We start from the raw sequence: 25846 nt of genomic DNA, 5'->3' as shown, positions 1-25846 counted from the left end.
TCCGTATGAGCGCGAAGCAGCTGCCGCTGGCGCTGCGCTACCCGCCGGATCAGCGACTGGATACCTTCGTCGCCGCGCCGGCCGGGGCGATCGCGCAACTGCGCGCGCTGGCCGAGCAGCCCGGCGGCGACTGGCTGTACCTGGCCGGGCCCGCGGGCGTCGGCAAGACCCACCTGCTGCTCGCCGCCTGCGCCGCCGCCGAAGCGGCCGGACGCCGCGCTGCCTACCTGCCGCTGGTCGCGGCCGCTGGGCGCCTGCGCGACGCGCTCGACGCGCTGGAAGGCAACGACCTGCTCGCCCTGGACGGCCTGGACGTCATCGCCGGCACGCGCGAGGACGAGGTCGCCCTGTTCGACGCCCACAACCGCGCCCGCGCCGCCGGCGCCGCGGTGATCTACGCCGGTCGCGACGCCCCCGACGGCCTCGCCCTGAGCCTGCCGGACCTGCGCTCGCGGCTCTCGCAATGCGCACGCATCGCGCTGTCGCCGCTGGACGACGACGGCCGCGCCGAAGTGCTGCGCCAACGCGCGCAACGCCGCGGCCTGGTGCTGGAAGAGGCCGCGCTGGAATGGCTGCTCAAGCGCGTCGACCGTGACCTGGCCGGCCTGACCGCGCTGCTCGACCGCCTCGACCGCGCCTCGCTCGCGGCCCAGCGCCGGATCACGGTGCCGTTCCTGCGGCAGACGCTGGAGCAGCGCTGAATCTCCCGGGCTGTGGGAGCGGCGTGAGCCGCGATTGCAGTAGCGCGGAAACACTGGGCATCCGACGCAGGCCGGTGTCGCGGTCGCGGCTTACGCCGCTCCTACAGTGAAAGACGTTCGCTCGTGGTGCCAGATCCGGTGACCTTGCATCGCTTGGATCGTGTTGCGGTGGGGGGCTTCTCTGCAGGAGGGGCGCACCGCGGCCGCAACACCGGCCTGCGTCGAATGCATTCATGCGCCGACACGAATCGCGGCTTACGCCGTGCCTATGCGGGGCGTCTGTGCGGCTCGGGTTCGCCGGCCCGCAGCGCCGTCCGCAGCGCTTCGTCCCGCGTGTCGCCGCCCCAGACGTTGGCGTGCACCAGATCCGCTCAGCCCGACAAGGCCGCGTCGAGTTCGGCCAGCCGTTGCGGCGTGCCGACATCGGTCCAGCGGCCGCGGTGGTGTTCGCCGCTGATCAGGCCGCCGGCCATATGCGCACGCAGGATCGGCGCCAGGCGGAAGCGCGGCGGCGTTTCGTCGGCGCCGGCGTCGCGGCTGTGCGCGCGCCAACCGTCGAGCAGTTGCGGCCGGTAGATGCCCAGGCCGGCGTAGGTGAGGCGCTGCTCGCCGTCGCTGCGCACCAGGCCGTCGGCGTCGAGCGCGAAATCGCCCTGGGTCGCCTGCGGCGGCCGGTCCACCATCACCAGATGCGCCAGGCCGGCCGGCTCGCGCGGCAGGCGCGCGAAATCGGCGTCGGTCCAGACGTCGCCGTTGACCAGCAGGAACGGCGCATCGCCGAGTAAGGGCAGGGCGTGCAGCATGCCGCCGCCGGTTTCCAGCGGCGTGGCGCCTTCGTAGGAATAGACAATGCGCAGGCCCCAGCGCGCGCCGTCGCCGAGCGCCTGCGGGAACTGCTGCGCCAGCCACGAGGTGTTGACCACCACGTCGCGCACGCCGCAGGCCGCGAGTTTTTCCAGGTGCCATTCGATCAGCGGCTTGCCGGCGACGGCGAGCAGCGGCTTGGGCGTGGTGTCGGTCAGCGGGCGCATGCGCTCGCCCAGGCCGGCGGCGAAGATCAGCGCCTTCATGCCGGAATCCTCGCCAGCGCCGGGCGGATGCGGGCGTCCAGCAATTCCGCCAGCGGTTGCAGCTCGGCATAGCGCGGCAGCACTTCGTCCAGGTAGGCGATGAAGCGCGGCGCGTCGGGCAGGTACTTGGTCTTGCCGTCGCGGTAGTGCAGGCGGGCGAAGATGCCGAGGATCTTCAGGTGACGCTGCACGCCCAGCCAATCGGCGTCGCGGCGGAAACGCGCCAGCGGCGGCACCGGCACCCCGGCGGCCACGGCACGCTCGTGGTAGCGCGCCAGCCAGCCGTCGACGCGCTGCAGCGGCCAGCTCAGGAACGCGTCCTTGAACAGGCTGACCGCGTCGTAGGCCACCGGTCCACGCACGCAGTCCTGGAAATCCAGCACCGCCGGGCCCGGCTGCACCGGCATCAGGTTGCGCGGCATGAAGTCGCGATGGGTGAGCACCTGGGCCTGCGCCAGGGCGTTGTCCATCAGTCGGCGTTGCACCAGTTCCAGTCGATCGCTGTCGTCGCAGTCCAGTTCCAGGCCGAGGTGGCGGCGCAGGAACCATTCTTCGAACAATCCGGCATCGCGCTGCAGCAGGGCCTCGCCGAACTCGCCCATGCCTTCGGGCGGCGCGATCGCCTGCAGCTTCAGCAACTGGTCGATCGCGGCCTCGAAGTGGGTGTCGGCGTTGTCGGCATCGATCACCTGGGCCAGGGTCGGGCCGCCGAGGTCTTCGAGCAACAGGAAGCCGGCCTCCACGTCCTCGACCAGCACCCGCGGCACGCGCACGCCGCCGCGTTCCAGCAGTTCGCGCAGACCCAGCCAGGGGCGCACGTCCTCCAGCGCGGGCGGCGAGTCCATGACGATGACGCTGGCCGGCGTGCCGGCGGCCTCGGGCGCTGCGCGCCAGTAGCTGCGGAAACCGGCGTCGACCGAGGCGCGCTGCAGTTGCAGGCCCTCGTCGCCGGTGGCGGCGCGGGCCCAGTTCAGGCGCGCGTCGGCGCGGTCGGGTGATTCGGGGTGGGACATGGGGGCTCCGGGCGGGGGTGGGCCGCCAGGGGCACAGGGTAAACGTTGAGGTGGGGGCGGGGGTATGCGGGGGCGCTGGCGGTTCGCACTCTTCGCCTTTTTGGAGTTGATTGGCTGGGTGCGCTATGGCCTTGGGTTTAAGTCGAAGGCTGCAGTCCGATGGGCATGCGAGTCAGCCGCTCGCTTTGGGATGGGCGCGGCGTGAGCCGCGACCGCGACCTCCAGCTGCCGCGCGAGTTTCGATGCGGATCGGCTTCGCTTTCTGCCTTCTGTGGGAGCGGCGTAAGCCGCGATTGCAATTCCGTTTGCTGCGTTGGTTTACTTAAGTCAAAGGCTTCCGCCCGCTGCGCATGCGGGTCACTTTCTCTTGCCACTCGCTCTGGGGTAGGAGCGGCGTAAGCCGCGACCGAGACCTCCGGCTGCTGCGTGAGTTTCGGTGCGGACCGGCTTCGCTTTCTGCTTTCTGTGGGAGCGGCGTAAGCCGCGATTGCGAATCCCAGCTACTTCGTGGGTTTCGTTCTTAAGCAAAGGCTTCCGCCCGCTGCGCGTGCGGGTCACTTTCTCTTGCTAGCCCAAGAGAAAGTAACCAAAGAGAAGGGCTGTTTCTTGACAACCCTCCCTTGCGAGTAAACGGCGCGCGTCCTGCGCGCCGCCCTTCGGGTCTACGGTTGCTCGTCGTAGTGCGGCTCAATGGATTCCAATGCAACGGCAACGGCAACGGCAACGGCAACGGCAACGGCAACGGCAACGGCAATCGCAGCCGCAACCGCGATCGTTGAGCGGCATGGCGGTGAGGGCGCTAGGGAGGCCGCGACAGTGGGCTTACGGGCATCGTGGTGATGCCCGGTTTCCGTCACCCCGCGCAGGGCGGGGATACGCTGACTTCAGCGTGGTATTCGCGCCCGTGGTGAACGAAGGTGCGGAGGAGAGAACTACGTGCTGATGGCTCGCATCCAGCCGTAACGCGAACGCGCCGGTGTCAGGCTTCTACGGCTTCCCGTTCCAACGACGCCAGCCATTCGTCATCCGAGCCCTCGGCGACGCCCTCGAACAGGAACGTCGAGAGATAGCGCTCGCCGGTATCGGGCAGCATCGCCAGCAGCACCGTGCCGGCCGGTGCCTGCTCGGCGACCTGCAACGCCGCGGCGACGGTGGCGCCGGCGGAGATGCCGACGAACACGCCTTCTTCAGCGGCGAGGCGGCGCGAGGTGTCGCGGGCGAGCAGGTCGTCTACCGGGCGGATCTCGTCGGCGACGCCGCGGTCGAGCACGGCCGGTACGAAGTCCGGGGTCCAGCCCTGGATCTTGTGCGGCTGCCAGTCCTTGCCGCTCAGCAGCGAGGCGCCGGCGGGTTCGGAGGCGATGATCTTCAAGTCGGGGCGGGCCAGCTTGAGCACCTGGCCGGCGCCGCTGAGCGTGCCGCCGGTGCCCCAGCCGGTGACGAAGTAGTCCAGGCGCTTGCCGGCGAAATCGCGCAGGATTTCCGGACCGGTGGTGCTGCGGTGATACGCCGGATTGGCGGGATTCTCGAACTGGCGCGCCAGGAACCAGCCATGCTTGGCCGCCAGTTCCGCAGCCTTGCGCACCATGCCGCTGCCGCGTTCGGCGGCGGGCGTCAGGATCACCTTGGCGCCGTACGCGCGCATCAGCTTGCGCCGTTCGACCGAGAAGGTTTCGGTCATCACCGCTACGAACGGATACCCGCGCGCCGCGGCGACCATCGCCAGGGCGATGCCGGTGTTGCCCGAAGTCGCTTCGACGATGGTCTGGCCGGGCTTGAGCGCGCCGCTGCGTTCGGCGTCGAGCACGATCGCCAGCGCCAGGCGGTCCTTGACCGAGCCGCCGGGATTGAAGGATTCGACTTTGGCGTACAGCGATACGTGCGCCGGCGCGATCCGCTGCAGTTTGACGATGGGCGTGTTGCCGATGGTATCGAGGATGCTGTCGTACAGGGCCATGGCGGCGATCCGGAAAGAGCGGGGAGAAGGGTAGGGACGCAGTTCAGGCCGCCGCGGCCAGCGCCGGCGCATGGCGCAGCGGCGGTGCGCCGTGCCAGTGCAGGCGTTCGGCCAGGGCCGCGACTTCGCCCAGGATCAGCAGCGCCGGCGAACGCACGTCGTGAGCGAGCGCGGCATCGGGCAGTTCGGCCAGGCTGCCGACGACGGTGCGCTGGTTGGCGCGCGAGCCGTTCTCGATCAGCGCGAACGGCGTGTCGGGCGCGCGGCCGTGGGCGATGAGGCGGTCGCGCAGCTTGTCCAGGCCGGCCACGCCCATATAGACCGCGAGCGTCTGCCGCTCCTGCGCCAACGCGGCCCAGTCGAGCGTGTCGTCGGAATCCTTGCAGTGCGCGGTGACCAGGCGCACCGACTGCGCGTGCTCGCGATGGGTCAGCGGCACGCCGGCATAGGCCGCGCAGGCCAGCGCCGCGGTGATGCCGGGCACCACCTCGTAGGCGATGCCGTGGGCGCGCAGCACTTCGATTTCCTCGCCGCCGCGACCGAACACGAACGGGTCGCCGCCCTTGAGCCGGACCACGCGCTTGCCGGCGCGTGCGTGTTCCAGCATCAGTTCGTGGATGCGGTCCTGGGTGGTGTGGTGGTCGCCGGCTTGCTTGCCGACTTCGATGCGCTCGGCGTCGCGCCGGGCCAGACGCAACACGTCGGCGCTGACCAGGCGGTCGTGCAGAATCACGTCGGCTTCGTTGAGCGCGCGCAGGCCGCGCAGGGTCAGCAGGCCCGGGTCGCCGGGGCCGGCGCCGACCAGCACCACCGAACCCTTGCGCGCGCTCGGGTCGCGTTCTTCGAGCGCGGCGGCGAAGGCGCGTTCGGCCGCGCGTTCGCGACGCTGGCGCAGCAGGGCCGGCAGCGGGCCATCGAGCAGACGGTCGAAGAAGCGCCGGCGCGCGCCCAGTTCGGGATGGCGCGCGCGGATGCGCAGGCGCTCGCGGCCGAGCAACTCGGCCAGTTCGCCCAGCGAGGGATCGAGTTGGGTCTCCAGGCGTTCGCGCAGGTGCCGCGCCAGCATCGGCGCGCCGCCGCCGCTGGAAATCGCGATCTGCAGCGGTCCGCGCTCGACCCTGGCCGGCACGTGGAAGCTCGAGGCCTCGGCGTCGTCGACCACGTTGACCCAGACCCGGCGCGCTTCGCCGGCCGCGGCGACCGCGCGGTTGACCGCTACGTCGTCGGTGGCGGCGATCGCCAGCCAGACCTCGTCCAGCCAGTGCTCGGCGAATTCGCCGGGCAAGTGCTCGATGCGTCCCTGCGCGGCCAGTTCGGCCAGGGCCGGCTGCAGCGCGGGCGCGCCGACCCGCACCTGCGCGCCGGCCTCCAGCAAGGCCTCGGCCTTGCGCTGCGCGACCGCGCCGCCGCCCACCACGAGAACGGCGCGGCCGCGCAGGGCGGCGAACAAGGGAAAAAGACGGGTGCTCATGGGCTGGGTCAGGGCGCGACAGGCCGGGGACGATGGATCGAACCTACAAATCCCGGCCCGGCGGGGGAAATGACGCCCCCGCCTGTGCCCATGCCCTAACGGCATGAGCGCCGCGCCCCCGGCGGGCGGACACTACTGGACAGGAGCCATGGGGCGGCTTAGGCTATAAATCCTTTCATCCGAATAGAGAGATAAACGTGAACGCGAGGTCCTGCCGGATGCCCGGGTGTTGCCGCCGCGCCGCCGCCTGCCGTCGTCCCGTGATCTCCCTGCTTCGGATACCGCCGTTATGACCCTGACCCAACTCCGCTACCTCGTCGCGATCGCCGACTCCGGCCTCAACATCACCCTGGCCGCCGAGCGCGTGCACGCGACCCAGCCCGGTCTGTCCAAGCAGCTCAAGCAGCTGGAGGACGAGCTGGGCTTCCAGCTGTTCGTGCGCAAGGGCCGCAGCCTGGAAGCGATCGCCCCGGCCGGTGAACGCGTGCTCGCGCATGCGCGCCGCATCCTCGACGAGGCCGGCAACATCCGCGCCTACGCCGCCAACGAACGCGGCCAGCACGCCGGCCGCCTGGTCCTGGCGACCACCCACACCCAGGCCCGCTATGTGCTGCCGCCGGTGATCGCGAACGTGAAGCGCGGCTTCCCGGAGGTCAGCGTGCATCTGCAGGCGACCGCCGACGGCGAAGTCCTGGAGCATCTGTCGCACGGCAACGCCGATCTGGCGGTGATCAGCACCGCCGGCGCCGCGCCCGAGGGCGGCCTGGCGGTGCCGCTGTTCCGTTGGCGGCGGGTGGTGCTGGTGCCGCGCACGCATGCGCTGGCGTCGCTCAAGCGCGCTCCGGCCCTGGCCGAACTGGCCGCGCATCCGCTGATCAGCTACGAATCCTCGACCCGTCCGGAGTCCTCGCTGCGGCGCGCCTTCGCGGCTGGCGGTTTCGAGCCGCAGCTGGCGATGACCGCGCGCGATGCCGACCTGATCAAGACCTACGTGCGCGCCGGCCTCGGCGTCGGCGTGCTCGCCGAAATGGCCGTGACCGGCCGCGACGAGGACCTCAAGGCGCTGACCGCGCCCGACGCGCTGCCCGAATGCGTGACCTGGGCGGTGATCCCGCGTGCGCGCGTGCTGCGCGACTACGCGCTGGAACTGCTGCACGGCCTGGCCCCGCACATCGACCGTCGCGACCTGCGCCGGGTGCTCGAGGGCAACCTGGAAGCGCAGTGGCCGCTCGCGCCGAGCTGGGAAGAACTGATGCGCACGACCGCTGCCTGAGCGTAGCGTTCGGCTCAGGCCTTGCCGCGCAGCAATTGCACCGCCAGCGCGAGATTCCACGCCGCCGGCGCCGACAGGGCCAGGATCGCGCCGTGCAAGTCCAGGCGCAGTGCGCCCGCTGCGATCGCCAGCGCCGGCACACCGCCGGCCAACAGGCCGAACGCTGCTAGCACGCGATTGCGGCGCAAGTGCAGCAAGGCGCACGACCACAGCACCACGCCCAGCCCGCGTCCGATCTCGCCCAGGCCGGCCAAGGCCTGGTTGCCGCGCCAACACAGGCGCAGCAGGTGGCGCAGTTGCTCCAATGCGGCAGCGTCGGCGCCGACATAGCGCAGGCTCAGTTCGGGGGCGACGATGCCGTTGATCAGCGCCGCGCCGATGCTGGCGGCCACGCCGATGGCGTAGGCCAGCAAGGCGGCGCGCACCAGCGGCCGATCCATGCCGGCGCGCGCCGAGTATTCGCCGAAGCCGAACAGCAACGCCGCCAGCAAGGCGATCAGGCCGCCGTGGACGTAACGGTCGAGCGCGGCTTTACGTGCGATCTCGGCGACCACCTCGGGCATGCCGTGGGCGGACACGGTCGGGTGGTGTGCCATCATCAGGATCGCCAACACGGTGGCGATGCCGATGATCGAGCCGATCGCTCGATCGCTGGACGGGATGCGGACGGGGGCGTGCATGTCGGTAGGGAAATTCATCGGCGTCGGGGTTCCGGTCTGCGTTGCTGCGCAGCCTAGCCTTGGTCGCTGGTGCGGCGGACGCGGTCGCGGGCGTTTCCGGACGCATCCGCGCGATTGTCCGGAAAGCGCATGAGCGCCGCCCCCGACGACCCGCGCGTCGAGCGCACGCTCGCCGCCCTGCGCCAGGCCTTCGTCGCGCTGTTCTTCGCGCATGGCTACGACGAGATTTCGGTGGCCGACATCGCCGCGCGCGCCGGCGTCGGCCGCTCGACCCTGTACGAGCACTATCGGGGCAAGGAAGACCTGCTGCTGGATACCGTGCGTTACCCGTTCGAGGGCCTGGCCGTGGCGGTCGATGCCGACGCGGATCCGGCCCGGGTGCTGGCGACCTTGCAGCACTTCTGGGGCAATCGCGCCAACGCGCGCGCGTACCAGCGCGAGTCGTCGCGGCGTGCGATGGCGCGAGTGCTGGCGATACTGATCGAGCGGCAGCTGGCGCGCCTGCATCCGTCGGCGCCGGCACCACGCCGTCGCGCGGCGGCGGTTTACGTGGCCGAGGCGATGTTCGGCACGATCAGCGCATGGCTGGCCGGCGATCTGGTGCTGGGGGCGCCGGAACTGGCGCGCGTGCTGCGCGAGATGGCGCTGCGGGATTGCGCGGCTTTGCTAGGGCAGGAAGGGGGCTCTTGAAACCCGCGCGCCCTAAGCCGCCTGCTCCGCCGTCCCTTCATCGTCGAAGTGCAGGCCGCACTCGCGCTTGAGCCCGAAGAAGCGCGTGTCCTCCTCGCGCATGCCGGCTTCCAGCTTGCGGGTGGTGTGGACGTCGCCGATCGACACGTAGCCGTCGTGCCAGAGCGGGTGGTAGGGCAGGTCGTGCGTCTGCAGGTAATGCCAGACGTCGCGATCGGTCCAGTCGGCCAGCGGATGCAGTTTCCAGCGGCCGTCGCGCAGGCTCACGATGTCGAGGTTGGCGCGGGTGCTGGACTGGCTGCGGCGCAGGCCGGCGATCCAGGTGCGCACGCCGAGTTCGTTCAAGGCGCGCTGCATCGGTTCGACCTTGCGCAGGCGGTTGTAGCGCTCGATCCCGTCCACGCCCTGTTCCCAGATCCGGCCCATGCGCGCTTCCATCCAGGCGACGCCGATCTGCGGACGGTAGACCTTGAGGTTGAGGTCCAGACGCTGGCTCATCTCATCGACGAAGCGATAGGTCTCCGGAAACAGATAGCCGGTGTCGACCAGGATCACCGGAATCTTCGGCGCCTGCCGGGTGACCATGTGCAGTGATACCGCGGCTTGCGCACCGAAGCTGGACGAGAGCGCATGCTCGCCGGCGGTGTTCTCCAGCGCCCAGGCCACGCGGTCCTGCGCGCTCAGGCGTTCCAGCCAACGGTTGAGATCGGCCAGCGCGCGCGGCGATTCGGCGGCGGTGATCGGATCGGGAGGGCTCATGCACGGACCTCGGTGGCGACGACCGTGACGGGGATGCCCGGTCGGATGGCGTGGGGCGGAATCGCGACGGTTTCGCTGCGCAGCAGGTAGTCGCCGAAGCCTTCGTCGGGCTGGCGTTGCGCGGCGTAGCCGGCGAACAGCGGATCGAGCGCGGCCAGGATTTCCGGCTCGGCGATGTTCTCGCGGTACAGGGTGTTGAGGCGCTGGCCGCGGTGATCGGCGCCCAGCATCAGGTTGTAGCGGCCGGGCGCCTTGCCGACCAGGGCGATCTCGCCCAGGTAGGGACGTGAGCAACCGTTCGGGCAGCCGCTGATGCGCAGGTGGATCGGCGCATCGCCGATGCCATGGTCGTGCAACAGACCTTCGACCTTGCCGATCAGTTCCGGCAGGTAACGCTCGGCCTCGGCCATGGCCAGGCCGCAGGTCGGCAGGGCGACGCAGGCCAGGGCGTTGCGACGCAAGGAGCTGGCCTCGCGATAGCCGTCGAGCGCGTACTGCGCGATCAGCGCGTCGACGCGCTCGCGCAGGCTGGGCGCGACCCCGGCCACGGTCAGGTTCTGGTTGGGCGTCATGCGGAATTCCGCGGTCGCGCCGTCGTCGTGTCCGCTCAGCAATTGCGCGAGTTCGCGCAGGCCGCTGAGGTGGCGCACCTGGCTGCCGTCGGCCGATTCGCCGTCGACGATGCGGCCGGCGGGGATGCGCAGGGTCAGGTGCGCGCGCCCGTCTTCGCCCTCGACCCAGCCGAAGCGGTCGCCGTTGTGGATGAAGGCGAACGGCCGCGCCGGGGAGAGAGGGAACCCGGCGCGGCGTTCGACTTCGGCCTGGAACCAGTCCAGCCCATGGTCGTCGATGGTGTACTTGAGGCGCGCGCGCTTGCGCACCGCGCGGTTGCCGTGATCGCGCTGGGCGGTGACCACCGCTACGCCGACCGCGACGACCTGGTCGGGCGTGACGAAGCCGATTACGTTGCCCAGGCGCGGATAGGTCTCCGGATCGCCGTGGGTCGCGCCCATGCCGCCGCCGACGCTGACGTTGTAGCCGAGCAGTTCGCCGGCCTCGTCGAGCACCGCGATGTAGCCCAGGTCCTGGGCGAACACGTCGACGTCGTTGTAAGGCGGTATCGCGAAGCCGATCTTGAACTTGCGCGGCAGGTAGGCGTTGCCGTAGATCGGCTCTTCCTCGCCGCCGCTGCCGGCGACGCGCTCCTCGTCCAGCCAGATCTCGTAGTAGGCGCGGGTGTTGGGCAGCAGGTGTTCGGACAACGCGGCGGCCTGCGCGTACACCGCCGCGTGCGCCTGCGAGCGCTGCGGATTGGCGGCGACCGCGACGTTGCGGTTGACGTCGCCGCACGCAGCCAGGGTGTCGATCAGCGTGGCGTTGATCGCCTGCATGGTCAGCTTGAGTTCGGTCTTGATCACGCCGTGGAACTGGAACGCCTGGCGCGTAGTGATGCGCAGGCCGCGTTCGGCGTAGGTGGTCGCGATGGCGTCCAGCTTCAGCCACTGCGCCGGGCTGACCACGCCGCCCGGGGTGCGGGTACGGATCATGAAACTGTAGGCCGGTTCCAGCTTGGCCAGGCGGCGTTCCTCGCGGATGTCGCGGTCGTCCTGCTGGTAGCTGCCGTGGTACTTGATCAGGGTCTGGTCGTCCTCGCGCAGGCTGCCCGTGACCGGGTCGGCCAGGCTGTCGAGCAGGCTGCCGCGCAGTCGCAAGCTTCCGCGCTTGATGTCTTCGACCGAATGCGCGGCCATATCAGTACACGTCCCGGGCGTAGCGGCCCTGTTGCTGCAAGGTGTTGAGGTAGTCTTCGGCGTCTTCGGCGCTCTTGCCGCCGTGTTCGGCGATGACCGCCAGCAGCGCGGCGTGCACGTCGCGGGCCATGCGCGTGGCATCGCCGCAGACGTACAGGTGGGCGCCGCCTTCGAGCCAGTCGTAGAGATCGCGGCCGGCCTGGCGAAGCCGGTCCTGGACGTAGATCTTGTGGGCCTGGTCGCGCGAGAACGCCAGGTCCAGGCGATGCAGCTGGCCGGACTTGAGCGCCGCCTGCCATTCGGTCTGATAGAGGAAGTCGCTGCGGAAATGCGGATTGCCGAACAGCAGCCAGTTGCGGCCGTCGGCGCCGTCGGCGGCGCGTTCCTGGACGAAGCCGCGGAACGGCGCGACGCCGGTCCCGGGGCCGATCATGATCACGTCGCGAGCGCCGTCGCGGGGCAGGCGGAAGCGTTCGTTGTGTTCGACGAAAACCGGCAGGCGCGCGCCTTCTTCGCTGCGAGCGAGCAGGTGCGAGGCGGCGCCCCAGCGAGTGCCGCCGGCTCTGGCGTATTCGACATGGGCGACGGTCAGGTGGACTTCGTCGCCGACCAGCTTCTGGCTGGACGCGATCGAGTACAGGCGCGGCGTCAGTGGACGCAGCGCGGCGACCAGTTCCTCGCCGGACCAATGGCCTTCGTAGCGCTGCAGCAGGTCGATGACCTGACTGTCGGCGAGCAGGCGGGTGAATGCGGCGGCGTTGTCCGGCGCCAGCAGGCGGTTGAGTTCGTCGCTGCGCGCATGGGCGGCGTGACTGGCGACGAAGGGCCGCGCCAGCTTGGTCAGTTCGCGCTTCTCGCCCAGCCACCGGCGCAGCGGCAGGCGCTGGCCGCCGTGTTCGACCTCGCCGTCGCCGTCCAGCTCGAGGCTGCGCAGCACCGCTTCGACCAGCGCCGGCGGATTGCGCGGCCACAGGCCGAGCGCATCGCCGGGCGCGTAGCTGAGGCCGGAGCCTTCCAGCGACAGCTCGATGTGGCGCACGTCCTTGTCGCTGCCGCCCACGGTCAGACGCTGGTTGACCAGCAGCTCGGCCGCGTACGGCGCCTCGCGGCTGTAGACCGGCGTGGCCGCCAGCGGGCGCAACGGCGTCACCGTGGCGCGCGGCGCGCTCGGCTTCAGCGCTTCCTTGGCCGCGGCCAGAGCGCTCTGCACCCAGGGCGTGGCGACGGTTTCGATGTCGAGGTCGGCATCGGCGCGGGCCAGCAGCCGGGTCGCGCCCAGTTCGGCCAGGCGCGCGTCGAGCTTGAGCCCGATCGCGCAGAACTGCGGATAGCTGGAGTCGCCCAGGCCGAGCACCGCGTAATGCAGTTGCTTGAGCTCGGGGGCGCGCCTGCCGGCGATGAACTCGACCAGGCCGCGTGCGTCGTCGGAGGGATCGCCGTCGCCCTGGGTGCTGACGACCAGGTAGAGGTGGCGCTCGTTCTTGAGTTCGCGGGTCGGGTAGGCGTCGGCGCGCAGCAGGCGCACCGACAGGCCGGCCTGTTCGGCTTGGGCCGCGAGCTGTTCGGCCAGGCGCTTGGCATTGCCGGTCTGGCTGCCGTAGACCACGGTCAGGCGCTCGCCGGTGCGGGCCTCGGGCGCGAGCGGGGACGGCGCCGGAGCGCCGCCGGCAGTGCGCGCGGCCAGGCCGGCGGCGTAGCCGGACAACCACCACAGGCCGTCGCGGTCGAGGCCGTCGGTCAGGCGCAGCAGCGCAGACTGCCGGTCCTCGGTCAGCGGGGAGGCTGGGTTGGCGAGTAGCGCGGACGCGGGCGCGGGCATGGCGGGGGCGGGCTCGGGGCAGGGAACGGCAAGGTTCGGAGCCTGCAGGCTAGGACCCGGGCGGCGCGCGCGGAAAGGATGCTCGGTTATGCGTTCATGCCCTGCGCTCATTTCCGGCCCAGGGGGGCGCGACCGCCTAATGGCAGCCCGTTCGCTGGTACGTCGTCCTCTGGCATGTCTCCCGATTCCCTTCTGTGGTCAGATAGTCCCGGTCGCGCCGGGCCCCGGCGCGGCGACTTCGCACGTCCCACAGCCACGAGCCCGACCTTGGATCTGAGCCATCTCGACCGCCTGGAAGCCGAGAGCATCCACATTCTTCGAGAGGTAGCGGCCGAGTTCCGCAACCCGGTGATGCTGTATTCGGTCGGCAAGGACAGCTCGGTGCTGCTGCACCTGCTGCTCAAGGCCTTCTACCCGGCGCGCCCGCCGATCCCGCTGCTGCACGTGGACACCGGCTGGAAGTTCCGCGAGATGATCGCCTTCCGCGACCGCCGCGCCGCCGAAACCGGCGTCGATCTGCGCGTGCACACCAATCCCGACGGCCTGGCCCGCGGCATCGGCCCGATCAGCCACGGCGCCAACGTCCACACCGACGTGATGAAAACCCAGGGCCTGAAGCAAGCCCTGGACGCGGCGCGCCACGACGCCGCGATCGGCGGCGCCCGCCGCGACGAGGAGAAGTCGCGCGCCAAGGAGCGGATCTTTTCGTTCCGCAACGAACAGCACCGTTGGGACCCGAAGAACCAGCGCCCGGAACTGTGGAACCTCTACAACACCCGCATCCGCAGCGGCGAGAGCGTGCGCGTGTTCCCGATCTCGAACTGGACCGAACTCGACGTCTGGCTCTACATCTACCGCGAGAGCATCCCGGTGCCGTCGCTGTACTTCGCCGCCGAGCGTCCGGTGGTCGAACGCGACGGCGCGCTGATCCTGGTCGACGACGAACGCCTGCCGCTCGAGCCGGGTGAACGCCCGCAACTGCGCCGGGTGCGCTTCCGCACGCTGGGCTGCTATCCGCTGACCGGCGCCATCGAATCCGAGGCCGACAACCTGGAGAAGATCATCGCCGAGATGCTGGTCGCGACCACCTCCGAGCGCCAGGGCCGGGTGATCGACCACGATCCCTCCGCGTCGATGGAGAAGAAGAAGCAGGAGGGCTATTTCTGATGGCCGCCGCCGAAGACATCGCCGCCTACCTGCATCTGCACGAATCCAAGGGCCTGCTGCGCTTCATCACCTGCGGCAGCGTCGACGACGGCAAGAGCACCCTGATCGGACGCCTGCTGCACGACACCCGCCTGCTGTTCGACGACCAGCTCGCCGCGCTCAGCGCCGACAGCCGTCGTCACGGCACTCAGAACGGCGAGATCGACTACGCGCTGCTGGTCGACGGCCTGGCCGCCGAGCGCGAGCAGGGCATCACCATCGACGTCGCCTACCGTTACTTCGGCACCGAGCGGCGCAAGTTCATCGTCGCCGACTGCCCGGGCCACGAGCAGTACACCCGCAACATGGCCACCGGCGCCTCCACCGCCGACCTGGCCGTGGTCCTGGTCGATGCGCGCAAGGGCCTGCTCACCCAGACCCGTCGCCACACCTATATCGCGGCCCTGCTCGGTATCCGCCACGTCCTGCTCGCGGTCAACAAGATGGATCTGGTCGGCTACGACCAGGGCGTGTTCGAAACCATCGCCGGCGAGTACCGCGAACTCGCGGCCCAGCGCGGCATCACCCAGGTGACCGCGATTCCGCTGTCGGCGCTGCGCGGCGACAACCTGCTGCAGCGCTCGCAAGCCATGCCCTGGTACCGCGGGATCAGCGTGCTCGAGCACCTGGAAACCGTCGACGTCGGCCGCGACGAAGCCGACATCGGTTTCCGCCTGCCGGTGCAGTGGGTCAACCGGCCGAACCAGAACTTCCGCGGCTTCGCCGGCACCGTCGCCGCGGGCGAAGTGCGGCCCGGCGACGAGATCGCGGTGCTGCCCTCGGGCCGGCGCTCCAGGGTCGCGCGCATCGTCGCCGCCGACGGCGACCTCGCCGTGGCCGGCGTCGGCCAGGCGATCACCCTGACCCTGGACGACGAACTCGACATCAGCCGCGGCGACGTGATCGCCTCGGCGGCCGCGCCGGCCCAGGTCGCCGACCAGTTCGCCGCGCACCTGCTGTGGATGGGCGAGAGCCCGCTGCTGCCCGGGCGGCCGTACTGGCTGAAGATCGGCACGCGCACGGTCAGCGCCACGGTCACCGAGATCAAGCACAAGATCGACGTCAACACCCAGGCGCAGCTCGCCGCCAAGCATCTGGAACTCAATGAGGTCGCCTACTGCAACCTCAACCTCGACCAGCCGGTCGCGTTCGAGGCCTACGGCGACAACCGCGCGCTCGGCGGCTTCATCCTGATCGATCGCGAAGACAACGCCACCGTCGCCGCTGGTACCCTCGATTTCGCATTGCGTCGCGCCGGCAATATCCATTGGCAGCACGTCGACGTCGACAAGGCCGCACGCGCGCGCAGCAAGGCGCAGACGCCGCGCTGCGTGTGGTTCACCGGCCTGTCGGGCTCGGGCAAGTCGACCATCGCCAACCTGGTCGAGAAGCGTCTGCACGCGCTCGGCCACCACACCTACATCCTCGACGGCGACAACGTCCGCCACGGCCTCAACAAGGATCTGGGCTTCACCGACGAGGACCGGGTCGAAAACATCCGCCGCGTCGCCGAAGTCGCGCGCTTGATGACCGACGCCGGCCTGATCGTGCTGGTCAGCTTCATCTCGCCGTTCCGCGCCGAGCGGCGCATGGCGCGCGAACTGTTCGGTCCGGACGAGTTCGTCGAGGTCTACGTCGACACGCCGTTGGCGGTGGCCGAGCAACGCGACGTCAAGGGCCTGTACGCCAAGGCCCGCGCCGGGCAGATTCCCAATTTCACCGGCATCGATTCGGCTTACGAAGCGCCGGAGTCGCCGGAGCTGGTGCTGAGCACGGTGGAGCAGGATGCCGAGGCATTGGCGCAGCGGGTGATTGATCGGTTGCTGGGGTGAGCGGGCGGCGCATGGCTCCGCGAGCCCGAGCCTCGCTCACCGCCGACTCTGCAATCGCGTGCTCCCTCTCGAACGATTGCGCACCTGAGCCCCTCTCCCGCTTGCGGGAGAGGGGTTGGGGTGAGGGCAGCGCCGCAAGTGCGCAGATCAACCTCGCCCCACCACCCTCATCCGCCCTCCGGGCAGCTTCTCAGCCTTGCACACCCTTCGGGCGCCGCTAGCGGGAGAAGGGGGCGCTGCAGCAGCGCGATAACTCCCCCCAAAAACGCAAACGCCCCGACCAAAGCCGGGGCGCCCGTATCGCCGCGCGAACCGCCGTCAGCGTTTCGCGGTCTTGCTGCGGATGATCTCGTAGAGGAACAGCAACACGATCGCGCAGATGATCGAGACGATGAAGCCGATCAGTCCGGCGCCGCCATAGAGCAGGCTGCCGATGTAGGCGCCGGCGATGCCGAGCAGGATGGTCAGGATCCAACCCATCGGGTCGGCGCCCGGTTTGAAGAAACGAGCCAGCACACCAATGACCGCACCGATGATGATCGTATAAACGATACCGCCCATAGCCTTCCCCTCCTCAGGGTCGTGGTGATGCCAGGCGATCCTAGCAGTCAGGAGGGTGAGCGCGGTGTCGCGGCGCGGCGCTTCGGGGGCGCGATCTCCGTGCGGGCACTACAAGCGTGCCTGTCGCCGGCGAGCTGCCTGGCGATCGGCCGTTCATCGGCACCAACCTGATGCCGCCAACGCCGGCCGCGTCGTCTCGCTCCACGACCGCAGCGGCGGGCCCGTGCAGTGACCCCGGTGCGCCGCGATCCATCGCAAGCCGACGCATACCGTGCACCGCTTCATCCGACCGCGCCGGACCTGTCGGCTCCGGCACGGCGCATCGCGCCGATCGGTGGTCTCCGGATCGGCGCTGTCGCGATCAGCAGCAGCCGTGATCGCCGTGCTGCTCGCCGCCGGCCACCGCGGCCACGCCGCTGGTTTCGCCGCGCTGGCTGGCCGCATGGTGCTCGGCGACCACGCGCGCGACGCAGGCGGTCACGCGCTTGCCCATCGGGATGTGCAGGAACTCGTTCGGGCCGTGCGCATTGGAATGCGGGCCGAGCACGCCGGTGATCATGAACTGCGCGCCCGGGAACTTCTCGCCGAGCATGCCCATGAACGGAATCGTGCCGCCTTCGCCCATGTACATCGCCGGCTGGCCGAAGAACTCGCGGCTGGAGGCGTCGATGGCGCGCGTCAGCCAGCCCGATTGCGCCGGCGCGTTCCAGCCGGTCGAGGCCTTCTCCAGCTCCATCGTCACCTGCGCGCCGTACGGCGGGTCGCGTTCCAGCACTTCCTTGAGCAGCTCGCCGGCGCGCTTGCCGTCCAGGGTCGGCGGCAGGCGCAGGCTGAGCTTGACCGAGGTGTGCGGGCGCAGCACGTTGCCGGCCGACGACAGCGGCGGCATGCCGTCCACGCCGGTGACCGACAGCGCCGGGCGCCAGGTGCGGTTGAGCACCAGTTCCGACAGCTCACTGGCCATCGGCTTCATGCCGGGCAGGAACGGGAACTTGTCGTAGACCGCGTTGCCCAGCACCTTGGCAGCCTGGCGCGCCTGCTCCAGGCGTTCCTCGGGCACGTCCACGTACAGGCCTTCGACCAGGATCTTGCCGCTGGTCTCGTCTTCCAGGCGCGACAGCAGCTGGCGCAGCAGACGGAAGCTCGACGGCACGATGCCGGACGCGTCGCCGGAGTGCACACCTTCGCTGAGCACCTTGACCGTGAAGTTGCCGCCGGCCAGGCCGCGCAGCGAGGTCGTGCACCACAGCTGCTCGTAGTTGCCGCAGCCCGAATCCAGGCACACCACCAAGGAGGGCTTGCCGATACGGTCGGCGAGGTGATCGACATAGGCCGGCAGGTCGTAGCTGCCGGATTCCTCGCAAGCCTCGATCAGGATCACGCAGCGCGCGTGCGGCAGCTGCTGTTCCTGCAGGGCCATGATCGCGGCCAGCGAACCGAAGATCGCATAGCCGTCGTCGGCGCCGCCGCGGCCGTACAGGCGGTCGCCCTTGATGACCGGGTTCCAGGGGCCGAGGTCGGCGTCCCAGCCGGTCATTTCCGGCTGCTTGTCGAGGTGGCCGTACAGCAGCACGCAATCCTCGTTGCTGCCGCCCTGGGAGGCCGGGATGTCGATGAAGATCAGCGGCGTGCGGCCTTCCAGGCGCACCACCTCGATCTGCATGCCCGGGATGGTCTGGGCGCGCGCCCAGGACTCCATCAGCTTGACCGCGTCGTCCATGTAGCCGTGCTTGACCCAGTCCGCATCGAACATCGGCGATTTGTTGGGAATACGAATGTATTCAACCAGTTGCGGGACGATTTCGTCGTCCCATTTTTCGCTGACGTAGCGGTCGACCTTGCTGGCGTCCATGGATAGCCTCGAGCTGGGGATTAGACCGGCAAGTTTACGCCTCCGCGCCGTGTAGGACTTTTCCTACCCTGCGGTGCGGCTTTCACTGGCTTTTTCGCGGCCGGTGCGGCGATACGCTGGCCCCGTCGAGTTGCGGAGACTGTTTCCACCGGCGGACACCTACGGAAAGCCCCGCCGGCACCGGAACGGAATCCCACCTCAAGGAGCTGAACAATATGAAATCTTTCGCAATCGCCGCCCGCTCGCTGGTCCTGTCCCTGCTGCTCGCCGGCAGCGCCTATGCCGCCGAACAGGTGAACATCAATAGCGCCGACGCCGCCACTCTGGACCGCGTCCTGCTGAACGTCGGCGCCTCCAAGGCCGAGGCCATCGTCGCCTACCGCAAGGCCAACGGCGCCTTCCGCAGTCCGGAACAGCTGGCCGAGGTCAAGGGCATCGGCCTGAAGACCGTCGAGAAGAACCGCGACCGCATCGTGGTCGGCGGCGCCGGCCCCGCTCCCAAGCCGGCCGCGCCTGCCGCCGCCGGTGGCGGCAACGCCCAGCGCGCGGCCAGCCGCCGCTGACGGACCGTCGGCCCCGCATGGATGCGCGGACCGGCAACGCACGGGCAGGGACGCCCGACGAATGCAGGGGGAGACCCTGGACAAGGATGTGAGCCGCCCGTTCGCGGAAGGATCCGCGGGCGGCGGCGCTTTTTTTGGGCATAGACAAAGGCCTGCCCCGCCAGGCCCCGCGCTCCGGCCTGCTGCGCGTGGCCATCGCTGGTTAGACTCTGGCCATCCCGGCAGACGAAGCGCCATGGCACAGAGCAACGAAGCGGACGGCGGCAGCCGTTCCTGGGTGATCCCCGCCAACGAGTACCGGCGCGAGCGTTGGCGCAACCAGCTCGGCTGGACCCGCGAGATCCTGCGCCTGGACGCCGCCGCGCGGCCCGCGGCCGGCGACGACTGGGACTGGCGGCTGTCGATCGCCGAGATCGAGCAGGATGCCGCGTTCTCCGCGTTTCCCGGGATCGAGCGCGAACTGGTGCTGCTCAGCGGCAACGGCCTGCGCCTGCGCTTCGACGACGGCGAACTGCACGAGCTGCATCCGCCGCACGACAAGCTGCGCTTCGCCGGCGAACGCGGCGTGCACGGCGAACTGGTCGATGGCACCACCCACGACTTCAACCTGATGTGGCGGCGCGAGCGCGTGCAGGCGCAGCTCTGGCACCGGCCGTTGGTCGGGCCGATGGTGATCTTCGCCGAGCCCGGCCAGACCTGGGCCGTGCACCTGATGGCCGGCCATGCGCGTTTCGCCGACGACACCGGTCTGCCGCCGCTGGCGGCGGGCGACACCGCGGTGCTGGCTGCGGGCGGGGAACGCCTGCGCGCGGTGCTGGAAGGCGGTGGCGAGGTGTTGCTGGTGCGGGTGGCTGCGGTCGCCGAACAGGCGGGGCCTCTCTCCGGCTTGAATCCCTTGCCCGCTTAGGCCCGCTTAGGCCTGCTCCCGCTCGCGGCTGCGGGTGTGGGTGAGCGCACGTCGCACGCGTGCGGACTCACCGGAATCGTGCCGCTCTCATCCACTCTTTGGGATCCGCGCTTCGGGCGCTTTCTCCCGCCAGCGGAGATGGAAGTCGACGTTAGCCTGTTGCGGGCATCTTCAACCGGTCCCACAGCCCGCGCAAAGTGCTCGCTCAGTACACGTCGCGCCGGTAACGCCCGTCCAACGCCATCGCTTCCAGCATTTCCAGGCCCACGGTTTCGCGCAGCACCGCATCGACCCCCGGCGCCATGCCTTCCAGGCTGCCGCAGACGTAGACCGCCGCGCCGGCGTCCAGCCATTCGCGCAGGCGTGCGCTCTGCTCGCGCAGGCGCTGCTGCACGTACACGCGCTCGGCGCTGTCGCGCGAGAACGCCAGGTCGATGCGCTCGATGCGGCCTTCGCGCAGCCAGCCCTCGAGCTCGTCGCGGTAGTGGAAATCGTGGGCCGCGCTGCGCTCGCCGAACAGCAACCAGTTGCGCGTATGACCGGCGGCGGCGCGGGTCTTGAGCAATGCGCGCAGGCCGGCGATGCCGGTGCCATTGCCGATCAGGATCATCGGCCGGGCGTCGGCGGGCGCATGGAAGGACGGGTTGCGGCGGATGCGCAGGTCGATGCGTTCGCCGTAGCCGGCGTGCGCGCTCAGCCAGCCGCTGCCGCTGCCCAGGCGTCCATCGGGCTGACGCATCTGCCGCACCAGCAATTGCAGACTGCCGTCGGCCGGCAGCGATGCGATCGAATACTCGCGATGCGGTAGCGGCTGCAGCGCCGCGACGATGGCCTGCGGCGACGATGCGCGCATCGTCGCCGGATCGGGCAGGCGCGAGCGCCGCAGCAGCGCGGCGAGCGTGTCGGTTTCATTGCCGATGCCGACCGCGGCCGCGCCGTCCTGGTTCGCCGCGAGCAACCATGCCGCCACGTCCGCCTCGCCGTTGCGTGGGCCGATCTCGGCGATGTCGCCGGCCAACCACTGCGGATCGGCCGCGTCTTCCGGTGTGAGCGCGACATGGAACGCGGGGCCGCCGGCGCTGCCCGCGTTGAGGTGCACGCGCTCGCTCAGCCGCCACGGCCGGTACGAGGGCGAGCTCCAGTCGGGCAGTTCGGTATGCCCGGCGAGCAGGCCCAGGTGGTGCTGCCAATGGCGCAGCGCGCCGGCGTCGCCGTCGTCGACTTCGACCAGGTCGAACATCGATTCGGCGCCGGCATGGCGCAGCCAATGATCGAGGCGGTGGCCGAAGCTGCAGAACTGTTCGTACTGGCGGTCGCCCAATGCCAGCACGCCATAGCGCAGGCCGGGCAGGGCGGCCGAGGCGCCCAGCACGACGCGCACGAAACGCGCAGCCGAGTCCGGCGCGTCGCCCTCGCCGGTGGTGCTGACCACGAACAGGACTTGGCGGTAGCGCGCGAGCGCGTTTGCGTCCAGCGCGCCCAGCATGAGGAGGTCGGCGCCGACGCCGCTGTCGGCCAGGGTCTGCCAGCTGCGGCGCGCCAGGAATTCGGCGTGCCCGGTCTGGCTGGCGAACGCGACCAGCCATTGGTTGGCGCCGTCGGCGGCCACGCGCGGCAGCGCCTGCGCGCGTCTGCGGCGTGCGCGCACCCAGGCGACGCCGCCGACGAAGCCGGCGTAGGCCGTCGCCAGTCCCGTCGCCCACAGCAGACGGTCGCGTCCCGGCGCGAGCCAGCGCACCGGTTCGGCCTGCCAATGCAGCAGCAGGTAGGCGAGCGCGATCAGCGCGAGCAGCACCACTGCGTTGCCGACGGTGCCGGCGTCGATGCGCCGCATGGCGGAGGAGGATTCGGACGCTTGCATCTGCGACGGTGCTCGCGTGCTCAGGCCGCGCGCTGGCGCGCGATGAAGGCCGGCGTCATCCGGGTCAGGAAGCCGTCGCCGTCGTGCAGCACGAACATCGCCGCGAGCTGGCGGCGGTTGGCGTAGGCCATGCCGGCCTGCGGCCCGAGCACGGCCAGCACGGTGGCCAGCCCGTCGGCCTGCATGCATTGCGGGTGCAAGACGCTGACCGAAGCCAGCGCGTGCGTCACCGGGCGACCGCTGCGCGGATCGACGGTATGCGAATAACGCCGGCCGTCGTGATCGAAGTAACGCCGGTAGTCGCCCGAGGTCGCGATCGCATAACCGTCCAGCGCCAGCACCGCGGCGCCGTCGTCGTCGCGCGCATCGCCCGCGGGGCGTTCGACCGCGATCCGCCAGGCGCTGCCGTCGGGTTTGCGGCCGCGTCCGTAAAGTTCGCCGCCGACTTCGACCAGGAATGCAGCGACACCGCGTTCGCCCAGCCACTCGGCCACGCGGTCCACACCGTAACCCTTGGCGATCGAGGAAAAATCCAGATAGAGGCCGCCGCTCTGGGTCGCGGTACGCGCGAGCGGATCGAAGCCCACCCGTTGCCAGCCCACGCGCGACTGCGCCTGCGCGATGGCTGCGTCCGACGGGGCCGCAGCGCGCGCGCCGTCGGGGCCGAAGCCCCACAGATTGACCAGCGGCCCGATCGTGGGGTCGTAGGCGCCGCCACTGTCGGCGGCGAGTTTCAGCGCCGCGTCCAGCACCGCGTAGAAGCCGTCGGGGAGCGCCTGCACCGTGCCGGCCTCGGCGCGGTTGTAGCGGCTGATCTCGGAGTCGGCTTCCCAGGGGCTCATCTGGGCGACGACTTCGTCCAGGCGGGCCTGGATGCCGCGCTCCAGTTCCGGCAGCGCGGCCGCGTCGGCGACCAGCTTCACCGACCATTGCGTGCCCATGCTGCGCCCGGCCAGCGCATGCACGCCGGTCGTGGCCGTGGCCGCCTGGGCTGCGGCGGGCTGGGGCGCGACGCCCCAGCTCGTGCCGCTCCATGTCATGCGGATGGTGGGCGGTTGCACGGCGTGTCGCGGCTTACTGCGCCAGCACTTCGAACACGGCGACGTAGCTCAGGCGACGCTGCTTGGCGTCCGGCAGCGTGGTCTTGGCGTCTTCGCTGGCGGTTTCCAGCCAGTACATGCCGGCCTGCGGCCAGGTCAGTTCGAACTTGCCGTCGGCGCCGGTGGTGAGCTGCATGTCGTTCTGCTGATCGCGGTAGCGGGTCGCGCCCGGCACCACTTCGATCTTCAGGCCCGCGGCCGGCTTGCCGTCGACCAGCAACTGGAACGTCGCCTTCTCGCCCGCGAACAGATCGTTCGGGTGAGTGACCGGGACCAGCTCGATGCCCTTGCCGCTGGTCTTGAACACGGTGGTGGTCGGCGAGCCGACCGTGGCGAAGGTCTCGACCCGGCCCAGGCTTTCCGACGCGCTGACTTCGGTGGCGCCGGCCGGGATGCCGGTCCTGAAATCCTCGGCCTTGCCGCGCCAACGCTTGGCTTCGCCGCCGAGCTTGTAGCTGGCGAACATGCCTTCGTTGACCATCGCGATCTTGTAGGTGCCTTCCTGCGCCAGCTCGACGTCGAACACGCTGCGCAGCTTGCCGGTGGACGCGTTCTGCGGCTGCACCGCACTGCCGTCCGGCGCGGTGATGCGCAGGCGTTCCAGCGGCAGCGGCACGTGGTTGAAGTAGAACAGGTCGTTGGACACGGCCGCATCGACCGTGAGCCAGGCGCCCTTGTCGGAGAACACGGTCTGCGACGGCTGCAGCCAGGCCTTGTGCGCCTGCGCGGAGGTGGCGAAGCCGAGCGCGGCGAGCGCGACGGCGGCGAGTTTGATCTTCATGGCGCAGCTCCTGAAATGGTGATGGTTCGTCGTAAGCGAAACAGGTGCGAGGCGGCGGCGCGGGCGCGCGCTGCCTCGCTGCGGATCAGGGCTTCACCGCCAGGCGCACCGCGCCCAGCTCGGTCTTGCCTTGCGCCGACAAGGTCTGCGCGCCGCCCTTGGCCGGCCACTGGAACGGGATGCTGAGCAGTTCGCGGCCGCCGACTTCGCGCGCGGCTTCGACCACCAGGGTGTACTGACCCGGCGCCAGCCCGGCCAGCGGCTTGCTGCCGCCCTTGAAGTTCAGGCTGTGCTGGCCGACCGCGCGGGTCGCGCCGCTGACGCCGTCGACCGGCATCTTCAGGCTGCGGCCGCTGCGTCGCCACCACTGGCGGATGTCCTTCAGCCATTTACTGCCTTCGCCGTTCTTCATGTCGACGTCGTACCAGACCGCGAGGTCGGCGGCGACGCTGTTGTCGGGGCGCTCGATCCAGGCCGCGACGTAGGGGCGGTGGTACTCGGCGACTTTCAGGCGCGGGATCTCGATGCTGAGCTCGAGGTCGGCGGCGATCGCCGCCACCGGCATCGCCAGGGCGACGATCAGTGCGGTACGGGGCAACAACTTCATCGCAGGCTCCAAAGGGTCAATGCATGAAAAGGACGATCAGCAGCGCCGGCAGCGCCAGGCCGGCCGCGACCAGCGGCCAGGTCTTGCCGCGCTGGCGCGCATGCAACTGCAGCAGCCACAGACCGGTCAGCGCGAACAGCAGGCAGGCGACCGCGAACAGGTCGATGAACCAGCGCCAGACCGCGCCGGTGTTGCGGCCCTTGTGCAGGTCGTTCAACCAGGCGATCCAGCCGCGGCGGGTGACTTCGTACTCGATGGCGCCGCTCTCGCGGTCGATGCTGAGCCAGGCGTCGCCGCCGGGACGCGGCAGCGAGACGTAGACCTCGCCGTCCGACCATTCCACGCTGCGGCCTTCGGTGTTCACGCCCAACTGCGTCGTGAGCCAGTCGCGCGCGCCGGCCGGCAGCGGCGCATCCGTCGCACGTTCGCCCTGCAGGCTGCGCAGAGCGCTCGCGGGCAGGGTGTCCTTGACCGTGACCACCTGCGGCTCGGCTTCGATCTGCGCGGCGTGGTTGAGGGTGATGCCGGTCGCGGCGAACACCAGCAGCGCGAACAGGCTCAGCGCGGCGCTGATCCAATGCCAGCGGTGCAGGGTCTTGAGCCAGTACGCGCGCCGGTTCGGATCGCCGGCCTGGCTCGCGGATTCGCGCGCGCGCGCGGCGTCGCTGGCGTTCAAGGCTCGCTCCAGCGCCGCAGCAGGTTGTGGTAGACGCCGGTCAGCTGCACCAGCGCGGGGTGCTCGGGCACATCCGCGGTCAGGCGCCGGATCGACACGTCGAGTTCGAACATCAGCCGGCGTTGCGCATCCTCGCGCAGCAGGCTCTGGATCCAGAAGAACGAAGCCAGGCGCGCGCCGCGGGTGACCGGGGTGACCTTGTGCAGGCTGGTGCCGGGGTACAGCACCAGATCGCCGGCGGGCAGCTTGATGCTGTGGCTGCCGTAGGTGTCCTCGATGACCAGCTCGCCGCCGTCGTAATCCTCCGGCGCGCTCAGGAACAAGGTCGCCGACAGATCGGTGCGCACCGTGTCCATGCCGCCGCGGCTGCGGTCGTAGCGGATCGCGTTGTCGACGTGGAAGCCGAACGCCTGGCCGCCTTCATAGCGGTTGAACAGCGGCGGGAACACGCGCTGGGGCAAGGCCGCGGAGAAGAGGGTCGGGTTCTTGGCCAGGGCGTCGAGGATGATCGCCCCGAGCTCGCGCGCGACCGGATCGTTCTCGGGCAGCTGCGCGTTGTCCTTGGCCTTGGCCGACTGGTAGCCGGCGGTGATCCGGCCGTCGGCCCAACCGGCCTGCGCCAGCCGTTCGCGGCAATGCGCGACCTGTTCGACGCTGAGGACTTTGGGCACGTGCAGCAGCATGGTTTTCCTCAATGCGGCCGCCCGGGAGGTCCC

General features: G+C 70.0%; 23 protein-coding genes. 7 read left to right on the top strand and 16 right to left on the bottom strand.

Annotated elements, in window-relative coordinates; translation table 11 throughout:
- Positions 1-5 precede the first annotated feature (5 nt).
- The gene (gene hda, locus ASE10_RS03555; protein WP_055903224.1) at positions 6-701 is read left to right on the top strand and encodes a DnaA regulatory inactivator Hda; all 696 of its coding nucleotides are present in this window, start codon (positions 6-8) and stop codon (positions 699-701) included.
- Between the two features lie 371 nt (positions 702-1072).
- Here the strand turns inward: hda and murU are convergent, their stop codons facing one another.
- From murU to cysG, 4 genes are all read right to left on the bottom strand, one after another.
- Positions 1073-1771, bottom strand: coding sequence for an N-acetylmuramate alpha-1-phosphate uridylyltransferase MurU (gene murU, locus ASE10_RS03550; RefSeq protein ID WP_055903222.1), 699 nt, complete (start codon positions 1769-1771; stop codon positions 1073-1075).
- Entirely contained in the window at positions 1768-2784 is a 1017-nt protein-coding gene (locus ASE10_RS03545) for a phosphotransferase (RefSeq protein ID WP_055903220.1), read from the bottom strand. The genes murU and ASE10_RS03545 overlap by 4 nt, the downstream gene beginning before the upstream one ends.
- Positions 2785-3763: 979 nt before the next feature.
- Entirely contained in the window at positions 3764-4741 is a 978-nt protein-coding gene (gene cysK, locus ASE10_RS03540; protein WP_055903218.1) for a cysteine synthase A, read from the bottom strand.
- A 43-nt stretch (positions 4742-4784) separates the two neighbouring features.
- Complete coding sequence (gene cysG / locus ASE10_RS03535; RefSeq protein WP_055903216.1) at positions 4785-6212, bottom strand: siroheme synthase CysG; 1428 nt, start codon at positions 6210-6212, stop codon at positions 4785-4787.
- Positions 6213-6501: 289 nt separating this feature from the next.
- On the opposite strand from cysG, the gene ASE10_RS03530 reads away from it, so the two are divergent.
- Positions 6502-7485, top strand: a complete 984-nt coding sequence (locus tag ASE10_RS03530; RefSeq protein WP_055903214.1) for a LysR family transcriptional regulator — start codon at positions 6502-6504, stop codon at positions 7483-7485.
- A 14-nt stretch (positions 7486-7499) separates the two neighbouring features.
- Here ASE10_RS03530 and ASE10_RS03525 read toward each other — a convergent pair whose 3' ends face one another.
- A complete protein-coding gene (locus tag ASE10_RS03525) occupies positions 7500-8183 on the bottom strand; it encodes a hypothetical protein (protein ID WP_055903212.1) in 684 nt (227 codons plus the stop codon).
- A gap of 111 nt (positions 8184-8294) precedes the next feature.
- Between ASE10_RS03525 and ASE10_RS03520 the strand changes: the two genes are divergently transcribed.
- Complete coding sequence (locus ASE10_RS03520; protein WP_055903209.1) at positions 8295-8855, top strand: TetR/AcrR family transcriptional regulator; 561 nt, start codon at positions 8295-8297, stop codon at positions 8853-8855.
- A 12-nt stretch (positions 8856-8867) separates the two neighbouring features.
- On the opposite strand, the gene ASE10_RS03515 is transcribed toward ASE10_RS03520, so the two are convergent.
- The 3 genes from ASE10_RS03515 to ASE10_RS03505 are packed head-to-tail and all read right to left on the bottom strand — an operon-like array spanning position 8868 to position 13184.
- Positions 8868-9614, bottom strand: a complete 747-nt coding sequence (locus ASE10_RS03515) for a phosphoadenylyl-sulfate reductase (RefSeq protein ID WP_055903207.1) — start codon at positions 9612-9614, stop codon at positions 8868-8870.
- Entirely contained in the window at positions 9611-11365 is a 1755-nt protein-coding gene (cysI, locus tag ASE10_RS03510) for an assimilatory sulfite reductase (NADPH) hemoprotein subunit (RefSeq protein WP_055903205.1), read from the bottom strand. The genes ASE10_RS03515 and cysI overlap by 4 nt, the downstream gene beginning before the upstream one ends.
- Position 11366: 1 nt before the next feature.
- Positions 11367-13184, bottom strand: a complete 1818-nt coding sequence (locus ASE10_RS03505; RefSeq protein ID WP_056305011.1) for an assimilatory sulfite reductase (NADPH) flavoprotein subunit — start codon at positions 13182-13184, stop codon at positions 11367-11369.
- A 267-nt stretch (positions 13185-13451) separates the two neighbouring features.
- Between ASE10_RS03505 and cysD the strand changes: the two genes are divergently transcribed.
- Positions 13452-14351 carry a sulfate adenylyltransferase subunit CysD gene (cysD, locus tag ASE10_RS03500; protein ID WP_055903202.1) on the top strand — a complete coding sequence of 300 codons (900 nt, stop codon included), beginning with the start codon at positions 13452-13454 and terminating at the stop codon, positions 14349-14351.
- A complete protein-coding gene (gene cysN / locus ASE10_RS03495; protein WP_055903199.1) occupies positions 14351-16222 on the top strand; it encodes a sulfate adenylyltransferase subunit CysN in 1872 nt (623 codons plus the stop codon). The genes cysD and cysN overlap by 1 nt, the downstream gene beginning before the upstream one ends.
- Before the next feature lie 318 nt (positions 16223-16540).
- Here the strand turns inward: cysN and ASE10_RS03490 are convergent, their stop codons facing one another.
- Both ASE10_RS03490 and ASE10_RS03485 read right to left on the bottom strand, forming a co-directional pair.
- The gene (locus ASE10_RS03490; RefSeq protein WP_055903196.1) at positions 16541-16783 is read right to left on the bottom strand and encodes a GlsB/YeaQ/YmgE family stress response membrane protein; all 243 of its coding nucleotides are present in this window, start codon (positions 16781-16783) and stop codon (positions 16541-16543) included.
- 361 nt (positions 16784-17144) lie between these two features.
- A complete protein-coding gene (locus ASE10_RS03485) occupies positions 17145-18635 on the bottom strand; it encodes a M20 family metallopeptidase (protein ID WP_055903195.1) in 1491 nt (496 codons plus the stop codon).
- 215 nt (positions 18636-18850) lie between these two features.
- Between ASE10_RS03485 and ASE10_RS03480 the strand changes: the two genes are divergently transcribed.
- On the top strand, positions 18851-19198 hold the full coding sequence (locus ASE10_RS03480) for a ComEA family DNA-binding protein (protein WP_055903193.1): 348 nt from the start codon (positions 18851-18853) through the stop codon (positions 19196-19198).
- Between the two features lie 235 nt (positions 19199-19433).
- Positions 19434-20105: a HutD family protein gene (locus tag ASE10_RS03475; RefSeq protein WP_055903191.1), complete on the top strand. Its 672-nt coding sequence runs from the start codon at positions 19434-19436 to the stop codon at positions 20103-20105.
- A gap of 205 nt (positions 20106-20310) precedes the next feature.
- Here ASE10_RS03475 and ASE10_RS03470 read toward each other — a convergent pair whose 3' ends face one another.
- The 6 genes from ASE10_RS03470 to ASE10_RS03445 form a co-directional block, all read right to left on the bottom strand.
- The gene (locus tag ASE10_RS03470) at positions 20311-21939 is read right to left on the bottom strand and encodes a sulfite reductase subunit alpha (RefSeq protein WP_055903189.1); all 1629 of its coding nucleotides are present in this window, start codon (positions 21937-21939) and stop codon (positions 20311-20313) included.
- Positions 21940-21986: 47 nt separating this feature from the next.
- On the bottom strand, positions 21987-23027 hold the full coding sequence (locus ASE10_RS03465) for an FAD:protein FMN transferase (RefSeq protein WP_235565819.1): 1041 nt from the start codon (positions 23025-23027) through the stop codon (positions 21987-21989).
- Between the two features lie 13 nt (positions 23028-23040).
- The gene (locus ASE10_RS03460; protein WP_055903185.1) at positions 23041-23847 is read right to left on the bottom strand and encodes a DUF4198 domain-containing protein; all 807 of its coding nucleotides are present in this window, start codon (positions 23845-23847) and stop codon (positions 23041-23043) included.
- A gap of 85 nt (positions 23848-23932) precedes the next feature.
- Positions 23933-24454, bottom strand: coding sequence for a DUF2271 domain-containing protein (locus ASE10_RS03455; protein WP_055903183.1), 522 nt, complete (start codon positions 24452-24454; stop codon positions 23933-23935).
- 16 nt (positions 24455-24470) lie between these two features.
- Positions 24471-25130 (bottom strand): PepSY-associated TM helix domain-containing protein, encoded by a 660-nt coding sequence (locus ASE10_RS03450; protein ID WP_055903180.1) that lies wholly within the window; start codon positions 25128-25130, stop codon positions 24471-24473.
- Positions 25127-25813 carry a Fe2+-dependent dioxygenase gene (locus ASE10_RS03445; RefSeq protein ID WP_056305013.1) on the bottom strand — a complete coding sequence of 229 codons (687 nt, stop codon included), beginning with the start codon at positions 25811-25813 and terminating at the stop codon, positions 25127-25129. Before ASE10_RS03445 ends, ASE10_RS03450 begins: the two co-directional genes overlap by 4 nt.
- Positions 25814-25846: the final 33 nt, after the last annotated feature.

This window comes from Lysobacter sp. Root76 (assembly GCF_001428685.1).
Taxonomy (GTDB): domain Bacteria; phylum Pseudomonadota; class Gammaproteobacteria; order Xanthomonadales; family Xanthomonadaceae; genus Lysobacter.
Note: the sequence above shows the minus strand (reverse complement) of the source record. Positions and strands in the feature narration are given on the sequence as shown.

What these genes read in the sequence shown, in the direction of transcription:
- hda (WP_055903224.1), top strand. Translation starts at nt 6, where the DNA reads ATGAGCGCGAAGCAGCTGCCGCTGGCGCTGCGCTACCCGCCGGATCAG.
- murU (WP_055903222.1), bottom strand. Translation starts at nt 1,771, where the DNA reads ATGAAGGCGCTGATCTTCGCCGCCGGCCTGGGCGAGCGCATGCGCCCG.
- ASE10_RS03545 (WP_055903220.1), bottom strand. Translation starts at nt 2,784, where the DNA reads ATGTCCCACCCCGAATCACCCGACCGCGCCGACGCGCGCCTGAACTGG.
- cysK (WP_055903218.1), bottom strand. Translation starts at nt 4,741, where the DNA reads ATGGCCCTGTACGACAGCATCCTCGATACCATCGGCAACACGCCCATC.
- cysG (WP_055903216.1), bottom strand. Translation starts at nt 6,212, where the DNA reads ATGAGCACCCGTCTTTTTCCCTTGTTCGCCGCCCTGCGCGGCCGCGCC.
- ASE10_RS03530 (WP_055903214.1), top strand. Translation starts at nt 6,502, where the DNA reads ATGACCCTGACCCAACTCCGCTACCTCGTCGCGATCGCCGACTCCGGC.
- ASE10_RS03525 (WP_055903212.1), bottom strand. Translation starts at nt 8,183, where the DNA reads ATGAATTTCCCTACCGACATGCACGCCCCCGTCCGCATCCCGTCCAGC.
- ASE10_RS03520 (WP_055903209.1), top strand. Translation starts at nt 8,295, where the DNA reads ATGAGCGCCGCCCCCGACGACCCGCGCGTCGAGCGCACGCTCGCCGCC.
- ASE10_RS03515 (WP_055903207.1), bottom strand. Translation starts at nt 9,614, where the DNA reads ATGAGCCCTCCCGATCCGATCACCGCCGCCGAATCGCCGCGCGCGCTG.
- cysI (WP_055903205.1), bottom strand. Translation starts at nt 11,365, where the DNA reads ATGGCCGCGCATTCGGTCGAAGACATCAAGCGCGGAAGCTTGCGACTG.
- ASE10_RS03505 (WP_056305011.1), bottom strand. Translation starts at nt 13,184, where the DNA reads ATGCCCGCGCCCGCGTCCGCGCTACTCGCCAACCCAGCCTCCCCGCTG.
- cysN (WP_055903199.1), top strand. Translation starts at nt 14,351, where the DNA reads ATGGCCGCCGCCGAAGACATCGCCGCCTACCTGCATCTGCACGAATCC.
- ASE10_RS03490 (WP_055903196.1), bottom strand. Translation starts at nt 16,783, where the DNA reads ATGGGCGGTATCGTTTATACGATCATCATCGGTGCGGTCATTGGTGTG.
- ASE10_RS03485 (WP_055903195.1), bottom strand. Translation starts at nt 18,635, where the DNA reads ATGGACGCCAGCAAGGTCGACCGCTACGTCAGCGAAAAATGGGACGAC.
- ASE10_RS03480 (WP_055903193.1), top strand. Translation starts at nt 18,851, where the DNA reads ATGAAATCTTTCGCAATCGCCGCCCGCTCGCTGGTCCTGTCCCTGCTG.
- ASE10_RS03475 (WP_055903191.1), top strand. Translation starts at nt 19,434, where the DNA reads ATGGCACAGAGCAACGAAGCGGACGGCGGCAGCCGTTCCTGGGTGATC.
- ASE10_RS03470 (WP_055903189.1), bottom strand. Translation starts at nt 21,939, where the DNA reads ATGCGGCGCATCGACGCCGGCACCGTCGGCAACGCAGTGGTGCTGCTC.
- ASE10_RS03460 (WP_055903185.1), bottom strand. Translation starts at nt 23,847, where the DNA reads ATGAAGATCAAACTCGCCGCCGTCGCGCTCGCCGCGCTCGGCTTCGCC.
- ASE10_RS03455 (WP_055903183.1), bottom strand. Translation starts at nt 24,454, where the DNA reads ATGAAGTTGTTGCCCCGTACCGCACTGATCGTCGCCCTGGCGATGCCG.
- ASE10_RS03445 (WP_056305013.1), bottom strand. Translation starts at nt 25,813, where the DNA reads ATGCTGCTGCACGTGCCCAAAGTCCTCAGCGTCGAACAGGTCGCGCAT.